Genomic DNA, 16,789 nt, shown 5'->3' on the forward strand with positions numbered 1-16,789 from the left:
ATTACCAGGTATACATCACCGCAACCGCAATTGTATCCTGCTTCTTTGCCTTACCTGAATCAAACACTTCCTTATCAGACCAGTCATGCCTGTACTCAGGTCTTACGATGACCGCTTGCGCCACCCTGAATTCAGGGGTGATAGTTATCTCTTTCAGAGTCTGCTCCGTTCCGGTCCTTACTCCATCTTTGTCCCTGAAGTATTCAGCCCTTGCCGACATGCTGACAAGATCGTTGAAGTCATATTTTGCTGTTCCGGCAACGCCGTACCATTTTGCGGTATCACCGTCCGGAGCGGATTTCTCTTCAGTGGCATAGTCCGCATTGAGGATGATGGATAAATTCTTTACCGGTTTTACGATCCCGACCCAGTCAAAGAGGAACCTATTGTCGGCGGTATTATTGTCCTTCTCAGGCCCGTACATAAGATTAAAGAACATCGAGAGCTGCTCGACAGGTATTACCCCCGCGCTCAGTCCGATTGTCTTGCCCTTGTTGTTGTCGTCCGTATTGTCCCAGCCGTTGACTATGTGAATGCCGGCATTAAAAGTCTCCGTGAACGGGTAGCTGACCTTCAGCCCTGTATGGGTAAAAGGTATCGCATAATTAAAGAGGAACGAACGTGAGTAATTGGGATTGTCCTTTGCCTCAATCACTTCAGCCCCGTGATAAGTTGCAAACTTACCGAAATCGAATTTCAGCCCATTGCCCAATGGCGCAAGATATCCAACATACGCCTCGGTAATGTCAATGGAATCATCGCTTGCGCCGAGGCCCCTTGAATGTATCCACTTTGCGGTTTCGCCTGCCGAGAGTTTGAATTTAAAACCCACGCCGTCAACCGGCGCGTCCTTGACGAATACCAACTGGGCAAGGTCTAACATAAAACTGTTTGCCTTGTGGTCAAAAACCCTTAACTCATTCTCCTGAGAATTGCTGTTCTTGAAGTTATAAGTGTAGCCGCCCTGCAGATAAATGCTCATGCCGAGGGCCTTCCTGAATTCATCCAAAGTCATGCTACCCATTTTCGTTTCTTCGGCTTTTAAATTGCCTGCAAAGCCGGTCAACATTAATACTATCACCAAAAAAGCTGCCTTTAAACCCTTCACCGCACACCTCCAGATCTTTATTCCGCAGACCAACGCCCGCGATTTTTTTTTAATGGGCGCATTGAAATACGCCCCTGCGTCACTGACTCTTAACTCGTAACTCTGTTCCCTCCCTCCTTATACCGTATTTTTTTATCTTGTACCCTATCATCCTCTCTGTGATGCCGAGCTGTCTTGCGGCCTTTGCCATTACCCAGTCGCATTCTTTCAACGCCCTGATTATTTCTTCCTTTTCAATTTCCCTGATCTGTTCTTTCAATGAATTCATCATCGCGTCCTTTGATCTTGCATATTGCCAGAATTATGCCAGGGCGAAACCTCTTGAATCTTTTGAGTTCCAAAGTGAGATGATACTACAATTATGTTACTTTGGGACAATATTGTAGGAACAATTTTGTAGGCTTTAATTTTTACCGGCGCAAACTTTGCAATTTTGTTCTCTGCGTATATTCAGTTTTCTAAAATCCATATTCATGGCATTAAATACCAGCATCTTAGAAAGCAGAGGCTCCCCGTATCCTGTCAACAGCTTTACCGCTTCGATGCTCATCATGCAGCCGAAAATCCCCGATACTGCGCCAAGCACAGGAAAACCCATCTCCTCCCATTCAGGATTGTCTTCGGGATACAGACAATTAAGGCAGGGGGTTACATGAGGGATGACATTGAAAAGGTAGCCCTCCATGCTGTTCATGGCAGCTTCAACCATAGGGATATTTCTACTGATACAGGCTGCATTCAGCAGCCTTCGTTCTTTAAAGTTGGGACGGGCGGAAAGTGCGATCTGTACCCCATCCAGAAAATCCCCTATGTTGTCTGCCGATATCCTTTCATCGAATACCTCAACCTCCACATCGGGATTTATCTCTTCAATTGTCTTTTTGGCCTGCACGACCCTGCTCCTGCCTATCCAGTCATGTTTCATCAGTATCTGCCTGTTCATATTCGACAGGGTCAGATTTCCGTAGTGAGCAAATACCATTTTCCCTATTCCGGCAACGGCAAGATAAATTGCCGCAGTCCCTCCGAGTCCGCCAATGCCCGCGATCAGCGCGGTTGACTCTTTCAGCTTCCGCTGATGCTCATCGGTGAATCCCTGAAGCATCAATTGCCTGCGGTAACGCTCCATTTCTGTTTCAGAAAGCTGACTGTTTTTTTCAGTTAACAGTTTCACAATATTCTTCTCCGATCCTCGAATTCAGCACCTCAAGCTCCATGTCCTTGTCCTCTCCAAGTTCGCCGCAGGCGTCCGCCCTGCATTGCCTGCAATGGGTCATCTGGGGAATAGACTTTTTGCATCGGTTACGCATCATGTTTATTGCTTCATGCGACGGCCTGTGTAAATGTTCAAATTCAGCCTTCGGTATCAGCGGCATGATATTCATCAGGTCCGCTTTCCTGTGCGCGGCAAACCATGCGGCAAAGGGGACCTCTTCGTCATTAACTCCCGGAATGAAAACCGTGTTGACCTTCACAATAAGCCCCGCCTCAACAGCCGCTCCGAGCCCCTCCCACTGATTGTTCAATAAACATTCGGCGGCTTCTCTCCCCTTATAAAGCTTGCCTTTGTACGACACCCATGAATATATCTTTTCAGCCGTCGCGGTGGTCACTGCGTTTATGGTGACGGTCAGACTACTCACTCCTGCCTCGATGAGATCATCAAGCCTGTCGGAAAGCAGAAGCCCGTTTGTTGAGACACAGAGTGTCAGTTCGGGATATTCCCTGTGGACCGCACTGAATGTCTCAAATGTCGCGTCATTTGTCAGAGGGTCTCCCGGCCCGGCTATGCCTATAACAGTCAGGCGTTCATTCCTTTCAACTAATGACCTGACTCTATCCAATGCTTCATGTGGAGTTAAAACCCTGCTCGTGATGCCCGGCCTTGATTCATTTGCGCAGTCATACTTTCTTAAGCAGTATTTGCACTGAATGTTACAGGCAGGCGCAACCGGCAGATGTATCCTGCCGAACCTGTTGTGCGCCTCCTGGGAGAAACAGGGATGCGTACTTATGATATGGCTTTTGCCGCTGTGCTTAAGAATTGTTTTCATTGCACACCTCACTTTCAGTAAAGTCTTTTCAATTATTGAGCAATAGACATGCCAATCTGTTAACTCGTTGATTATGTTTGTTTGAGAAAATTAATAAGGCGTGAAGCTATTACAATTATGTTTCTGATAATTCAATCTTGTAGTAACATTTTAGCGGGGCAGCTTGTGCGGAAAGATTCCGGGCAAGGCGGAATGACGGAAATTTAAAACTGTGGCAGAGACCGCAGAGCGTAATAATTACAGTAACTTTCTCATGCATACAAGTTTGGTATTATCCCATCCCTTGCTGCAATAGAAATCCAAGGCCTTTGCATTATCAATATCTCTAAGCAATTGAATCCTTTGAATGCCTTGCGTCTTGCACCACTTGATGACTTCCGAAAGGAGCTTCGATCCGATACCTTTGCCTCTTACGTCCTGCCGCACGATTAAATCCTCAAGCAGCCCGGCTGCGCCTCCCTCAGAAGTGGAGATCACTGTCTGCACAGAGCACATGCCGATTATTTCATTGTCCTTCTCAGCCACAAACACGACTGATGGGCCTAATGTGTTATCGAGTAAAAGCCCCAGCCCTGCCGACTGCTTTTCCATATCAGGTTTGAAATCCTGCTCAATGGAAAATAATTCCGAAAGAAGGTCGCACATCTCAGTTACATCGTCCGGCCTCGCATGTCGCATTGTAAAATTCATGTGATTAAATCACACCTCCACATGAACCTGACATCTCTTTGTGCAGATCTTTGAACAGGCCTCGCAGCCGATGCAGTTCTCAGGCTTTGCGATGGACATTACCTTGTTGCCCATGTCATCTCCGTACTCGTCTTCACCTTCAAAGGGTTTTTCAATCAGCTCAAGCACCTCCCTGCTGCAAACTTTGTAACAGCGTCCGCAGCCGATGCACTTGTTCACATCAATTGATTCAATAAATCTCGGCGTCCATGTCTGTCCGCCGCGCGTGTATCCGATAATTGACATAATTCCTCCTTTTTGAGGGATTGGGGATCAGGGGTTAGGGTTTGGATAAAGACAAAAAAGGCAGCAAGTTGTTTTTACTAATCCCCAATCCCCAACCCCTAATCCCTTTTTTACGAAATCGCTTCTCCATCCATCTCGCCTGTCCTTACTCTTGTTGCTCCCTCTATCGGGGAAACAAATATCTTTCCGTCTCCGCGCTTTCCTGACTGGTTGACCTTGACAATTGATTTCACAAGCTTGCTCACAACATCATCTGGGACGATCAGAGTGAGCATCCTCTTCGGCACATAAAGGGCGGCCTTAGGCAAGGTATGCTCAAGCGCGTAAGTGGACGGAGTCGGTTTTAATTTGACTGTCGTGCAAAAGCTCTCAGGCATTTCAGAATCCATCTCCGCGCACATCGCGCCCTTCTGTTTCCCTCTTCCGTCCACACTCTGGATCGTCAGTGAAGAATATCCCAGTTCATCAAGCGCCCTCTTGGTTTCAGGCAGCTTGTCTCTCCTTATGATCGCAGTAATTTCTTTCATGGGTTGTCTCCAATTTTTCTGTCTGTGTTCTGTGCTCTGTTATCTTTGTTCTGTTTCATAAAACCGCCTCCCCTGTTCTGACTGTATATGCAGCCTCAACAGGACTGACAAATATTTTCCCGTCACCGATAAAACCTGTCTTTGCCTTGTCATGAATTATGCCGACAACCTTTTCAACGTCCTCAGTATCAACAACCGTCATGATGAGTGTCTTTGGAAGCTCATCATAATGCACAGGGCCTACCTGAAGTCCCTTTTGCTTTCCTCTTCCGAATACCGGCATCTTTGTGAGAGACGGAAACCCGGCCCCTTCCAACGCCAAAACTACCTCCTGCTCTTTTTCCGGCCGTATAAAAGCCCTGATCATTTTCATGTGTGTTCCTCCTTTTTTAGAAAACCACAGAGGCACTGAGGCACAGAGAATAAATAGAAGATAAGAAGTTGAGATAAAAAATCGCATGGCCTTTTCTCATCCTCTCATTTTTTCAACTCTATGTCTTTTCTCGGTGCCTCCGTGTCTCTGTGGTTTATTAGATTTCATTTATCCAAATTGTTGTTAATCGCCTTTCTCAGCCATGGCGGCGGAGATTTCTTTATTGTCTCAAGAAGTACGTTCATTGATTCCTCTATAGACGCTGTCTCTTTTATCTTTATTGGCATTATCCCTTTTTTTACAAGTCTCGCTGCTGAAGGCCCGCCGATTTCCGTAAGGTAGATAATCTTGCAATCCGCAAGCTTGTCTACTTTTGCCTGCACACTGTCGTCATGAACCTGTCCCATTTCTTTTGTTCCTTCTATTTCAGTGTCCCTGCCGTCAGCGAACTTCCTTGTCTCCAGAAATTTATAGCCGTCCCTAATTAACTCGTAAATTACAAACATCCCGGCCCTGCCGAAATGTTCATCAACATTAACGCCGTCTGTTGTTGCAAATGCCACCTTCATGATGCCGCCTCCTTTTAAAATATTTTCAACATACCGGATAGTCCGAGCACTCTTTAAAAAGCCCGGCGGTATAGTGAATTCCGATACCTGCAAGAAAACCGATAGTCAGGTTATTGGTAATTAAACTGATCACGGCAATAGAGGCCGCAATAAAAACGTCCGCTTTATCATTTATTATGTCCCGTATAAACATCGCATGTTGTATCCCGACAAAGCAAAGCAAAACACCTAATATCCCGCCGGGGAATGCGGATATAACGGCCAGTCCCGATTTGCCAAGCACAAGCGCAAGGGTTATCAGTAAGCCGCCGATAATGTATCCTGACATTGCCCTCGTCGCGCCGAATTTGGCGTGCGCGGTCATGCCGCCGGAGCCGTGACACATCGGAACACCGCCTATAATGCCAGACAGTATGTTTGCCATACCCATGCTCACCGGGATACTTTTAAGAGTAAGCCTGTCGGCTTTTTTACCGTAAAGCATTTTTCCTGTTGCCTCGGCAGCCACAATGGCGTTGCCGATTGACAACGCTATCTGCGGCACGACCAGCGCTGTGAATGCGACCCAAAGGTTATCAATCCCCGGCAACACAGGAGTCAAAGCAACCGGACCGATTGATAAGCCATGTATCCTGCTCATGGATATGACAAGCCCGAACAACATAAGCAGGATTAGAGGCGGTACGATTTTTATAAAGTAAATGCCTCCAGCGAGGACAGCGCCGGAGACTGCCGCTGTGACGGGATCTGCAGTTAGAAGAGTAATTGAGGCCTTCACCAGCATGACCCCCAGGCCGAGCTGGATCCCCCTTATCACTGAAACGGGAAAGAATTTCCCGATCTTCACACTCCGCCCGGTAACTGTCAGCGAAAGAAAAATAAACCCGATGATCACACCCGCTGTATTTATAACATCGGGGCCAAGCCCGGCGGTAATCGCTATGGCAGACATCGCCTTCAGCGGTTGAACTGGCATGGTGATCCTGAAGTAGTAAGCAGACAGGATATAGAACAATCCTGCGGCAAAAAACAGCGCGGTCGGGTTAAACCCGTTCTTGCCGATTAACACAATGGCTATCGGGAGCAGAACACCTATGTCGCCGAATGCCCCTGACGTGTCCCACATCAATTGTTTCAAAGTCTCTTTTATATTTTTCATCTCGTTACTCTCCTTTTCTTGTCCCCCTTTGTAAAAGGGGGGTGAAGGGGGATTTTGCAACAGATACATGTTTTTCAAGTAAAAGCATATTTGCAATTTCATTTATCATCGCAAGAGTTCCTCTGTATCCGATGGTGATCTTTGAACTGTTCCCTATGATCTTATAAACAGGGAATCCCGTCTGATACAATGGGACTCCGAACTTTTTTGCCGTGTCTTCCGCATGAGAGTTTGAAATGAGCAGATCAAACTCACCATCAATCGAGAACAGGTCAGAGACAAGCACTTCTTTCGCAAGAATTTCCCCTGCGCTCTCTGCATTCTGCGGAATGACCGCAAGGGTTACCTCCGCGCCCATCTCACTGATCCATCTTGAAGTCTGGATCGCCATATCAGGCTCAAGGGCGAGACAAATCTTTTTGCTTCCGAAATAAAAATGTGCATCCCTCATCCCGTCAACCAGTATTCTCTTCTGCCTTTCATATTTAGCAGGGACCGGATTGCCGCTCAAAAATGAAAGCGTCTGCATAAAGATGTCCGTATCATTCAACCCCGACAAACTTTCAATTACCGAATATTCAATGCCGAACTTTGCATTTAATAGCTTTGCCGGTAACTCCATGCTTGCTCCTATTGCAAGTGTAAATGCGGAGCTCGACATTCTCTTTATATCTTCAACGTCAGTCCCTCCAGAAGCGAGAGCAGAAAATCCCTGCCTGCTGCCGTCAAGCGCAGAGAGGTCGGGCAGAATAATCGGTTTCAACCCGAATGCCTCAATGATGTCCCTCAACTCCGTAAAATCAGCAGGTGTAAGATGCGGACCCGCAAGGACGTTGATAAAACAGTAGTCAGAAGTCAGTAGACAGGAGTCAGTAGACTTATTTTGACCGCAGAGTATTTGCTTGATGATTGTCTCAACAGCTTTTTCATAACCTGTTTCCAATCCACCCTCATAGTCCGGCGTAGAGACATGAGCAATAACGCATCCTTTATTCTTTATTCTGAATTCGTTAACTTCTTCCTTAACCCCTAACTTCTGACTACTAACTACTAACTGAATGTCATCTCCCTTTACCTCCGACAACCCTGATGTCAGCACGCCGATAACATCCGGGTTGTTTTTCTCTATAATTCCCTCGATGGTCTTAACAAGATTTTCATCACTGCCCATCACCACGTCTTCAGTAAACAGCTTTGTGCTTTGCAGCGCAATCGGTTCCCTGAAATGTTTTGTCAAAAGAACTTTCCCCAGGAACGTGCAGCCCTGCGCCCCATGAATGACCGGAATTGCATTATTGATCCCCTGAAACGCAATCGCAGCCCCTATGGATTGGGAATGCTTCAACGGATTGATGAGACAGGTATTAGGGGTTAGGGGTCGGGGGTCAGTAGAGACAAACGACGCCCTGTTTTTGTCTTTACCAATCCCCAATCCCCAATCCCCAATCCCTTTATAGAATTTCATGCTGTTGCTTATCTGCTCCGCTAAATTAACCAGCCCTTCATAACCCGCGTACGCTGTATGCCTTTCCTGGTTCACATCCACAAACGGGAAACCTTCCTTTATCGCAAGATACTGATTCCTCCCTCCTGCCACAAGGATGTCAGCTTTTCTCTCCTTCATCAGCTTCAGCAGATTCTTTGGCGTTACATCTTCAATCAGCGGCGCATCCTCGCCAAGTATCTCTTTCATCTTCTCCTCATCTTCAAACGTGCTCTTTTTTGTTCCAACGGCAACTATCTCAATCCCCAGATCAAGCAGCGCGGATATGAAGGACCAGCTCTTCACCCCGCCGGTGTAGAGCACCGCTTTTTTCCCTTTGAGATGAGAATATGACTTAAGCTTTTCATCAAGTTGTTTTTCTTCTCTCGTGATAATTGATTCTACCTTCTCACGCAGGCTGAAGCCTGCGGCTGCTTCCGACTTTTGACTTCCGACTTCTGACTTCTGCACTTTTTGGGCAATTCGCCTCAACGCCTTCGACATTTCCGACTTGCCGAAAAACGAAACTTCAATATAAGGAATGCCGTATAGCCTTTCCATTTCTTTTGCGACATTGATAAGTGCACGGCTGCAAACAACTACATTCAGCTTTGCATGGTGTGCGTAAGTTATTTCCTCAAAAGTTGAATCACCTGTGATCCTCGACAGGATACTTATCCCTGCCGCCTTCAAGACCGGCTCAACGAGCCACAGGTCTCCGGCAATATTGTATTCTCCGATGAGGTTGATAAATTCCCCTCTATTAAGAGGGTTCAGGGGTGTGTTACTTTCTTTGGGCAATTCGCTCGTCCCTATCACATGATCAAGCAATACCTCTCCCGCTATTCTATTCCCGAGATTCTTCGGCCCTACAAAGCCGGGCGCATTGACCGGAATGACGCGGATGCCAAGCTCTGCTTCAGCTTTTTTGCAGACGGATTCAATATCCTCTCCGGTCAGTCCGCTCACACAGGTTGTATACACAAATATCGCCTTCGGTCTTATCTTTTCAGCAACGTCACTAATTGCCTTATACAGCTTTTCCTCAGAGCCGTAAATGATGTCCATCTCCGTCATATCCGTTGTAAAGCCCATTTGATGTAGGGGCGTGCGATACACCCCTCCCTTCGACAACGTTCCCCGTCCTTCCCAGGAGTTTCCGCAGCACGCAATCGGCCCGTGAACAATGTGCGCCGCATCGGCAATAGGCTGGAGCACGATCATCGCGCCGTCAAAGGCGCAGGACTCGCCCCCGCGCGAGCGGCAGACCTTGTCCTTCTTTTCCCGTTCACATCCGTCCTGTGTTAATTTGTCTATATTGGTTAACATAAAAAACCTCTAATGTTGTTCATCCGCAGATTTCGCAGATGACACAGATTGAAAATAGATTTATAAGTACGCTGCAAGTGTCATTCCGGCTCGTCCGGAATCTTTCTTATTCCCCGCCGTTAGATTCCCGACAAGCGGGAATGACAGCGGGCAACCATTTTCCAAAACTCAATAAATAAATCTGCGTAATCTGTGGATCGATAAATTCTCCTCTCACCTGATCACATCAAAGCTCGTTGTGTTCATCGTCTTCCTGTCCATTTCATCAAGCACTGTATTGACGATCAGACTTACCAGATTAAGCGCTCCCTGATAGCCGATGATCGGATATCTGTGGAGGTGGTGCCTGTCAAAAAGCGGAAAACCGATCCTGATGAGTGGTGTGCCTGTATCTCTCCATAACAACTTCGCGTAGGAATTCCCTATGAGGAAATCTACCGGGTCAGTGAACATCAATGACCGCAGATGCCACATATCTTTGCCGGTATAAACTTTGCCTTCCCGGCCAAACGGGCTTTCACTCAGGATGGCTTCGGCATCTTCCAGAAATTTTTTATCACCGTTTGTGCAGACGATATGAACAGGTATCCCGCCCATCTCCATCAGGAAACTTATCAAGCCAAGCAGAAGGTCCGGGTCACCGACAAGGGCGAACCTCTTCCCGTGAACGTAGGGATGCGAGTCTATCATTGCATCCACTGCGCGTCCCCTTTCGTTCTCAATTTCCTGCGGGACCGGTTTGCCTGTAATTTTGCTTATCTCTTCAAAAAATCTGTCCGTATTCTTAATGCCTATTGGTGGAAGAGTTACTGCGCTCTGACCCCACTCTTTAGCGATGTAGTCCATGGTCTTTGAAGTCGAATATTTCTGGAGCGCAATGGTTGCCAGGGCATTGATCGAATCCGCCGCATCCTCAAGCGGCGTGCCGCCCGGATACAATTTATATTTCCCGGAATTGGGAGAATCGTAAATATCGCTCACGTCTGCAAGTATCGTGTGCTTTACTTCCATTATGTCGAGAAGCCTTTTCAGTTCCCTGTAGTTTCCCGTGTAAGTATCAAAGCCAGGGACAATATTTATCTTTCCGTTCGGCTCGCCTTTCCTGCCTGCTGTAACAGCGGTGAGTATGCCCTTCATCATGTTGTCATACCCGGTAATATTTGAGCCGACAAAACTCGGCGTGTGCGCAAAAGGGACCGGCAGGTCCTGGGGGATGACTCCTTTTTCCCGGGCAGTCCTTATGTAGGCGTTGAGGTCATCGCCGATCACCTCTGCCATACATGTAGTGCAAACCGCAAGCATCTTCGGATGATAAAGAGTGTGGGCATTCTCAAGTCCTTCAAGCATGTTGTTCAGTCCGCCGAACACCGCGGCGTCTTCAGTCATGGATGTGGAAACCGCCGTCATCGGCTCTTTAAAATGCCTGCTCAGATGGCTCCTGAAATAAGCGACACATCCCTGCGCTCCCTGCACAAAGGGCAGCGTCCCTTCAAAACCAGAGGCGCAGAATACCGCGCCCAGAGGCTGACAGGCCTTAGCAGGGTTGATCTTTATATTCTGCCTTTTGAAATTAAGTTCCCTGTACTCCTCTGTCTTTGTCCATTCCGCTATGCGCTGCACTTCCTCAGCAGACGGACAATTCTCAAATTCTTTCTTCCGCTCAAACTGATCGAGATATTCCTGCTCCTGAAACAACTCATTGTGATCTTTTATCTTCATGTGTTCCTCCGTAGTAATTAGTAGTTGGTAGTTAGTAGCTGGTAGTTAGGGACAGCACTCATAATTTTTCCCGTAATTACTTGCTACTTACTAACTACTTGTTCTTGTTTCTTGCCCTTAACTACTTGCTACCAGCTACTTTCTTCTTATCAACCCCCACGTCGGGCTGTTTACCGTCATGTCCATGTCTCTTGCAAAAACAGGAAAACCGTCAAAGCCGTGATACGGGCCTGAATAATCCCACGAGTGCATCTGTCTGAAAGGCACGCCAAGCTTGTGATAGGAGTATTTCTCTTTTATCCCTGAGCCGACCATATCAGGGCTGAGCCTTCTGGTGAACTCTTCAAGCTCGTAAAGCGTGGCGTCGTCCATGATCACAGCGCCTTCCTTCATCTCAGGATAGGTCCTTTTATAATCGTCGCTGTGGCCGAATTCATATCCTGAAGCAACGACCTCCATGCCGAGGTCTTCATATGCGCCGATGGTGTGTCGCGGCCTCAGTCCGCCGACATAAAGCATCACCCTCTTGCCTTCAAGTCCCGGTTTAAACTCTTCGATGACCGCGTCCATCGCCGGCTTGTATTTTTCAATCATCTTCTCAGCCTTCTCTTTGATACTGTCATCAAAGTACGAGGCGATCTTTCTGAGGCTCTGGTATATTTTTGTCGGGCCGAAGAAGTTAAACTCCGTCCACGGGATGCCGTACTGCTCTTCCATGTGCCTGCAAATGTAGTTCATTGAGCGGTAGCAGTGCACGAGATTCACCTTTGCCTTGTGAGCAATTCCCATCTCATTTATCGAGGCGTCACCGGTCCATTGTGCAATGACCCTGAGACCGAGTTCCTCAAGCATCTTTCTTGAGGCCCATGCGTCTCCGCCGATGTTGTAATCTCCGATGAGCGCGACATCATAAGGAGTGGATTTATCAAGCTGCCCTTTGCCCAGTATGTGGTCCCTTATGGTATCGTTGGCGATGTGATGTCCAAGCGACTGGCTCACGCCCCTGAATCCCTCGCATCTCACCGGCACGATAGGCATGCTGAATTCCTTTTCAGCCTTTTTGGATACCGCCTCAATGTCGTCTCCTATAAGACCGACCGGGCATTCCGAGAGTATGCCCATGCTTTTTGCAAGCGGGAACAGTCCCTTTAATTCGTGGAGCGCCGCATCTAAATTTTTGTCGCCGCCGTAAACAATATCCTTCTCCTGAAAGTCTGTTGTAATGTGCATTGTTCCAAATGTATCGATACCCGTCTGGCCGTTGTAATAATTTCGGCGCGACCACCAGCTATACTGGCCGCAGCCTACAGGGCCGTGACTGATAGTGATCTGGTCCTTGACCGGCCCCCAGACAACACCCTTTGCTCCTGCGTACGCGCATCCCCTGACCGTCATTACACCGGGACGGGATTTTATATTGGACTTAACCTGGCAGGTGCTGCACTGCCCCGTCGGGTCATTGGCTGCTAAATGTTTGGCCCTGTCCTTCTTCGCCTTCTCAGGATACGCATCCAGAACTTCCTCTATCATCTTCTGAGTCTCTTTAATCGCTGTGCTCATTTATTCCTCCTTTATGTTAGAGCAGAAGTACAAAAGTCAGGAGCGCAAAAGTCAAAGAAATTGTCTTATGTTTCTACTTCTGCACTTTTGCTCTATTGCTCTTTTGCACTCTCTTAAACTGCCGCCTCTTCGCTCTCCATAATTCCGTAATCCATCAGGAGCCGTTCCAGTTCATCCATGGTGATAGGCGTGGGGATTACGAAGTTCTTATTGTCTGCGATCTTCCTGGCAAGCTCGCGGTACTCGTCGGCCTGCGGATGATTCGGGGCATAATCAATCACGGTCTTTCTCCTGAGTTCGGCCCGCTGGACCTCGTTGTCTCTCGGCACAAAGTGGATCATCTGCGTGCCGAGCTTTGCGGCCAGCTCCGATATGAGTTCGAACTCCTTGTCCGTCTTTCTGCTGTTGCAGATCAGGCCGCCAAGCCGCACGCCGCCGCTCTGTGCGTACTTAAGAACACCCCGTGAGATATTGTTTGCAGCATACATCGCCATCATCTCGCCGGAGGTCACGATGTATATCTCCTTGGCCTTGCCTTCCCGGATCGGCATGGCGAATCCGCCGCAGACGACGTCTCCGAGCACGTCGTAGAAAACAAATTCCGTGTCCTCACCGTATGCGCCGTTCTCTTCGAGAAAGTTGATGGCCGTGATAACCCCGCGGCCTGCACAACCCACGCCCGGCTCAGGCCCGCCCGACTCGGCGCACTTGATGCCTTTGAACCCGTGCAACAGGACCTCCTCAAGATCAAGGTCCTCAACGGTTCCTTTTTCACGCGCCATATCCATGACCGTGTTCTGGGCCTTGCGGTTAAGAATAAGCCGCGTAGAGTCCGCCTTTGGGTCACAGCCTATGATCATGCACTTGCGGCCGGCCTCGGCAAGCGCCGCAACCAGGTTCTGCGTTGTTGTTGATTTGCCGATACCGCCTTTTCCATAAATTGCTATCTGTCTCATACAATATCTCCTTTCAAGGTTTGTTTTATTGTTTGGTGGAGTATTGCCAAAATCATGCCAGGACATAACTTCCTGATTTAACATGAGACAGATTTGTAGTTCCATTTCATTATTGTTGTACCTGTTACAATTATGTTCTGTTTTTCGCACCATCCCCAACCACAGAACCGGAGAGATTTAATTTTTGGCTGCCTTCTGATAAACTTTCAGGAGTTAATTTTTTTCTGTCTCTATTATGGAAAATATCTTCTTGATCGCATCTGTGATAAGCGCACTGACGGCAGTGACAACTTCATTGCGCGCGCTCGGCAAGTCGCGCGAATATGCGAGAGACAACTCAAAGTCGGATATTCAGGATAGCTGCCGTATAGCCGGCTGCGGCAAACAGGAAACAAAAAGCCCCGGTCTCTGGCAGCACATACTTGTGACCGCTATCTGGTTTGTCCTGTCAGTTGTTTTAGCATTGCCGTCAATAATACAGAGATGGCAAACTCATAAAGGCAGCGCCCTTCTTTTATGGGTCCCGCCGTTATTGTTGTTGATTGTTTTACTGTGGTATATCTGGCGGAAAGTCTTTAATACGCGTGGGGATTAGTAGAGATACTCAGAATATGTTATTACTGATAGCTTCATGTTTCACCCACTACGCTTTACGCATCACGCATTACGATTTCATCTCCGGTGATATAGGTTTCTTACAATTCCTCTACAAAAAAATTCTCTTCTTTTTCTCTTCCAACCGTCGTCTCAGGGCCATGACCTGAAAGGATAACGGTGTTATCGGGAAGACTGATTATCCTTTTGAACGATCCCTTAAGCTGTGTCATGTCCCCGCCGTAGAAGTCAGTCCTCCCCACGGAGCCCTGGAAAATTGTGTCGCCTGTAAACACCACGCCCTCCCCGTACAGACAAATTCCCCCGGGACTGTGCCCAGGGGTATGCAGGACCTGGAAAAGTATGTCCCCGACCCGCACTTCATCGCCTTCATTAAGAAACCCGTCCGGCTCCGGCAGGTCTTCAACCTCATAGCCCCAGAAGGACGCCTGGTCCCTGACGCCCTTATACAACTCCATATCGTCGTTGTGCACTAAAATTTTTGCGCCCGTAGCCTTTTTAATATCTCCTGCAGCGCCGATGTGGTCGAAGTGCGCGTGAGTCAATATTACCGAGTTGACCTGCAGGCCGCTGTCTTTTATCAGCTCAATGACCCTGTCCGGCTCATCTCCCGGGTCAATGACAATCGCCTGGTCCGATATTTCGTCTGCTACTATATAACAATTCTCCTGAAGCGGCCCGATAACGAGCTTTTTGATAACCATTAATTTCCTCCTTTATTCAATACCGGCTTTTACTTTTTTCGCCTTCCGTTCCTTATACATCTTCACGAGATATTTCATCTCATCGCTCCCCAAAAAATGCATGATCGCAAGGTACACTAAAACAAAGAGCACGATTACTCCCGTCAGGATGCCTGCTTTTTGAATTGTCCTTCCGCCCTGCATCCACATGTCTCCCCTGACAATGGACCAGCTCATGAGCCCTGTCACGGCGGAGGCGGTCACAACTTTAACAAATGACGCTGCTATCTTTTTACCGTCGATCCTGCCGAGTTTCTTCCTCAGCATTATAAAGAGAATGATGAAATTCACTGACGAGGCAATGGCATTGGCAAGGGCGAGCCCGTTGTGTTTCATCGGCTTAAGGAGCAGAAGGCTCAGCACCACGTTTGTAAGCATGGCAATGGCCGCGATCTTCACAGGGGTTTTTGTATTCTGCATGGAATAAAAGCCGGCCGCAACGATCCTCATGCCGACTATCGCCCATATCCCAAGAGAATAAAAAAGCAGCGCCTGCGCAGTGCCGGTTGTAGCGGCATAGTCAAACATCCCTCTCTGAAAAAGAATATTCACTATCGGCCCTCTTAAAAATATCAGCCCCGCCATTGCAGGTATTGTTATGAAGAACAGCAGCCTCAACGCAAACGAAAAATCACTCCTGAGGTTTTCAAACTCACCTTTTGCCGCGTGCGCTGAAAGAGTCGGAAGAATGGCCATCCCCATTGCTACGCCGAATATGCCTACGGGAAACTGTATCAGCCTCATCGAGTAAAACAGATATGTAATGCTCCCGGCGGGAAGATACGAAGCGAGTATATTGCTCACGACAATATTGACCTGATTCACCGACAAGGCAAAAGTGGCGGGTATAAGCAGGACGAAGATTCTTTTAAGTCCGGGGTGACTGAAGGTTGTATCAAAACCGAGCGTGTATTTGTTTTTGAAAAATGCGGGGAGCTGAAATGCAAACTGAACAAAGCCTCCTGCCATTATTCCTATTGCCGCGGCCATTATGGGCTGACTGGCCCTTGATTCAAAAAATACAATGCTGAAGATAAGGGTGATATTCAGCATCGCGGGGGCAAGCGCGGGGACAAAAAAAATCTTCTTGGTGTTTAGTGCGCCCATCACCAGCGCGGCGAGGCTTATGAACAAAAGGAACGGGAACATGATCCTTGTCAACAGCACTGTCAATGAAAATTTTTCCGGCGAACTAAGGAACCCCGGGGCAATGACTGTAACGATGGCCGGAGCGATGATAATGCCTGCGAGGCAAATGATCCCGACAACAATGATGATAAAGGTGAAGGCTATTCTTATGAGCCGGTTCGCCTCTTCCTCGCCATGCTTCTGCCGGTATTCAGTCAATACGGGAATGAAAGCGGCTGACATCGAACCTTCGGCAAAAAATTCCCTCAGCAGGTTCGGGATCCTGAATGCCGCAAAAAAGGTGTCTGAAAGCCCTGTTGCGCCGAAGAACAACGCAAAGATCATGTCCCTTATAAACCCGAGTATCCGGCTTATAAAAGTCGCCGCCGACATCAGTCCGGCCGCCCTGGTTATGTTTTTCTTTTCATCCATCAGCCTTGACTTTCATGCTAATTTTCTAATATCTTAGTAACTCAACTATTTTTCGACTC

Annotated in this window: 17 protein-coding genes; 1 reads left to right on the forward strand and 16 read right to left on the reverse strand. The window is 47.8% G+C overall.

What is annotated here, in order from left to right; all coding sequences use genetic code 11:
• Position 1 precedes the first annotated feature (1 nt).
• From HZB61_15655 to nifH, 14 genes are all read right to left on the reverse strand, one after another.
• The gene (locus HZB61_15655; protein MBI5058045.1) at positions 2-1,108 is read right to left on the reverse strand and encodes a porin; all 1,107 of its coding nucleotides are present in this window, start codon (positions 1,106-1,108) and stop codon (positions 2-4) included.
• Between the two features lie 79 nt (positions 1,109-1,187).
• Positions 1,188-1,379: a hypothetical protein gene (locus HZB61_15660; protein ID MBI5058046.1), complete on the reverse strand. Its 192-nt coding sequence runs from the start codon at positions 1,377-1,379 to the stop codon at positions 1,188-1,190.
• 132 nt (positions 1,380-1,511) lie between these two features.
• Positions 1,512-2,237, reverse strand: a complete 726-nt coding sequence (locus HZB61_15665; GenBank protein ID MBI5058047.1) for a HesA/MoeB/ThiF family protein — start codon at positions 2,235-2,237, stop codon at positions 1,512-1,514.
• A gap of 28 nt (positions 2,238-2,265) precedes the next feature.
• The gene (nifB, locus tag HZB61_15670) at positions 2,266-3,162 is read right to left on the reverse strand and encodes a nitrogenase cofactor biosynthesis protein NifB (protein ID MBI5058048.1); all 897 of its coding nucleotides are present in this window, start codon (positions 3,160-3,162) and stop codon (positions 2,266-2,268) included.
• A 237-nt stretch (positions 3,163-3,399) separates the two neighbouring features.
• Complete coding sequence (locus tag HZB61_15675) at positions 3,400-3,852, reverse strand: GNAT family N-acetyltransferase (protein MBI5058049.1); 453 nt, start codon at positions 3,850-3,852, stop codon at positions 3,400-3,402.
• Positions 3,853-3,861: 9 nt separating this feature from the next.
• The gene (gene fdxB / locus HZB61_15680) at positions 3,862-4,137 is read right to left on the reverse strand and encodes a ferredoxin III, nif-specific (GenBank protein ID MBI5058050.1); all 276 of its coding nucleotides are present in this window, start codon (positions 4,135-4,137) and stop codon (positions 3,862-3,864) included.
• Positions 4,138-4,247: 110 nt separating this feature from the next.
• Positions 4,248-4,664, reverse strand: a complete 417-nt coding sequence (locus HZB61_15685; GenBank protein MBI5058051.1) for a P-II family nitrogen regulator — start codon at positions 4,662-4,664, stop codon at positions 4,248-4,250.
• A gap of 55 nt (positions 4,665-4,719) precedes the next feature.
• Positions 4,720-5,037, reverse strand: a complete 318-nt coding sequence (locus HZB61_15690; GenBank protein ID MBI5058052.1) for a P-II family nitrogen regulator — start codon at positions 5,035-5,037, stop codon at positions 4,720-4,722.
• A gap of 164 nt (positions 5,038-5,201) precedes the next feature.
• Positions 5,202-5,606 carry a nitrogen fixation protein NifX gene (gene nifX / locus HZB61_15695; GenBank protein MBI5058053.1) on the reverse strand — a complete coding sequence of 135 codons (405 nt, stop codon included), beginning with the start codon at positions 5,604-5,606 and terminating at the stop codon, positions 5,202-5,204.
• 25 nt (positions 5,607-5,631) lie between these two features.
• On the reverse strand, positions 5,632-6,765 hold the full coding sequence (locus tag HZB61_15700) for a hypothetical protein (GenBank protein MBI5058054.1): 1,134 nt from the start codon (positions 6,763-6,765) through the stop codon (positions 5,632-5,634).
• 4 nt (positions 6,766-6,769) lie between these two features.
• On the reverse strand, positions 6,770-9,577 hold the full coding sequence (nifE, locus tag HZB61_15705; GenBank protein ID MBI5058055.1) for a nitrogenase iron-molybdenum cofactor biosynthesis protein NifE: 2,808 nt from the start codon (positions 9,575-9,577) through the stop codon (positions 6,770-6,772).
• Between the two features lie 213 nt (positions 9,578-9,790).
• Complete coding sequence (gene nifK, locus HZB61_15710) at positions 9,791-11,296, reverse strand: nitrogenase molybdenum-iron protein subunit beta (GenBank protein ID MBI5058056.1); 1,506 nt, start codon at positions 11,294-11,296, stop codon at positions 9,791-9,793.
• 135 nt (positions 11,297-11,431) lie between these two features.
• A complete protein-coding gene (nifD, locus tag HZB61_15715; GenBank protein MBI5058057.1) occupies positions 11,432-12,856 on the reverse strand; it encodes a nitrogenase molybdenum-iron protein alpha chain in 1,425 nt (474 codons plus the stop codon).
• 113 nt (positions 12,857-12,969) lie between these two features.
• Positions 12,970-13,812 (reverse strand): nitrogenase iron protein, encoded by an 843-nt coding sequence (nifH, locus tag HZB61_15720; GenBank protein ID MBI5058058.1) that lies wholly within the window; start codon positions 13,810-13,812, stop codon positions 12,970-12,972.
• 235 nt (positions 13,813-14,047) lie between these two features.
• Between nifH and HZB61_15725 the strand changes: the two genes are divergently transcribed.
• A complete protein-coding gene (locus HZB61_15725) occupies positions 14,048-14,407 on the forward strand; it encodes a hypothetical protein (protein ID MBI5058059.1) in 360 nt (119 codons plus the stop codon).
• Positions 14,408-14,507: 100 nt separating this feature from the next.
• On the opposite strand, the gene HZB61_15730 is transcribed toward HZB61_15725, so the two are convergent.
• Together HZB61_15730 and murJ are read right to left on the reverse strand one after the other, a co-directional pair.
• Complete coding sequence (locus HZB61_15730; protein MBI5058060.1) at positions 14,508-15,131, reverse strand: MBL fold metallo-hydrolase; 624 nt, start codon at positions 15,129-15,131, stop codon at positions 14,508-14,510.
• A gap of 12 nt (positions 15,132-15,143) precedes the next feature.
• Positions 15,144-16,730: a murein biosynthesis integral membrane protein MurJ gene (gene murJ, locus HZB61_15735; GenBank protein ID MBI5058061.1), complete on the reverse strand. Its 1,587-nt coding sequence runs from the start codon at positions 16,728-16,730 to the stop codon at positions 15,144-15,146.
• Between the last annotated feature and the right edge of the window lie 59 nt (positions 16,731-16,789).

Source organism: Nitrospirota bacterium (genome assembly GCA_016214845.1).
In the GTDB taxonomy this organism is placed as follows: Bacteria; Nitrospirota; Thermodesulfovibrionia; order UBA6902; family UBA6902; genus SURF-23.

Coding starts and splice junctions, on each gene's coding strand:
- HZB61_15660 (MBI5058046.1), bottom strand. CDS start 1,379: ATGATGAATTCATTGAAAGAACAGATCAGGGAAATTGAAAAGGAAGAA.
- HZB61_15665 (MBI5058047.1), bottom strand. CDS start 2,237: ATGGAGCGTTACCGCAGGCAATTGATGCTTCAGGGATTCACCGATGAG.
- nifB (MBI5058048.1), bottom strand. CDS start 3,162: ATGAAAACAATTCTTAAGCACAGCGGCAAAAGCCATATCATAAGTACG.
- HZB61_15675 (MBI5058049.1), bottom strand. CDS start 3,852: ATGAATTTTACAATGCGACATGCGAGGCCGGACGATGTAACTGAGATG.
- fdxB (MBI5058050.1), bottom strand. CDS start 4,137: ATGTCAATTATCGGATACACGCGCGGCGGACAGACATGGACGCCGAGA.
- HZB61_15685 (MBI5058051.1), bottom strand. CDS start 4,664: ATGAAAGAAATTACTGCGATCATAAGGAGAGACAAGCTGCCTGAAACC.
- HZB61_15690 (MBI5058052.1), bottom strand. CDS start 5,037: ATGAAAATGATCAGGGCTTTTATACGGCCGGAAAAAGAGCAGGAGGTA.
- nifX (MBI5058053.1), bottom strand. CDS start 5,606: ATGAAGGTGGCATTTGCAACAACAGACGGCGTTAATGTTGATGAACAT.
- HZB61_15700 (MBI5058054.1), bottom strand. CDS start 6,765: ATGAAAAATATAAAAGAGACTTTGAAACAATTGATGTGGGACACGTCA.
- nifE (MBI5058055.1), bottom strand. CDS start 9,577: ATGTTAACCAATATAGACAAATTAACACAGGACGGATGTGAACGGGAA.
- nifK (MBI5058056.1), bottom strand. CDS start 11,296: ATGAAGATAAAAGATCACAATGAGTTGTTTCAGGAGCAGGAATATCTC.
- nifD (MBI5058057.1), bottom strand. CDS start 12,856: ATGAGCACAGCGATTAAAGAGACTCAGAAGATGATAGAGGAAGTTCTG.
- nifH (MBI5058058.1), bottom strand. CDS start 13,812: ATGAGACAGATAGCAATTTATGGAAAAGGCGGTATCGGCAAATCAACA.
- HZB61_15725 (MBI5058059.1), top strand. CDS start 14,048: ATGGAAAATATCTTCTTGATCGCATCTGTGATAAGCGCACTGACGGCA.
- HZB61_15730 (MBI5058060.1), bottom strand. CDS start 15,131: ATGGTTATCAAAAAGCTCGTTATCGGGCCGCTTCAGGAGAATTGTTAT.
- murJ (MBI5058061.1), bottom strand. CDS start 16,730: ATGGATGAAAAGAAAAACATAACCAGGGCGGCCGGACTGATGTCGGCG.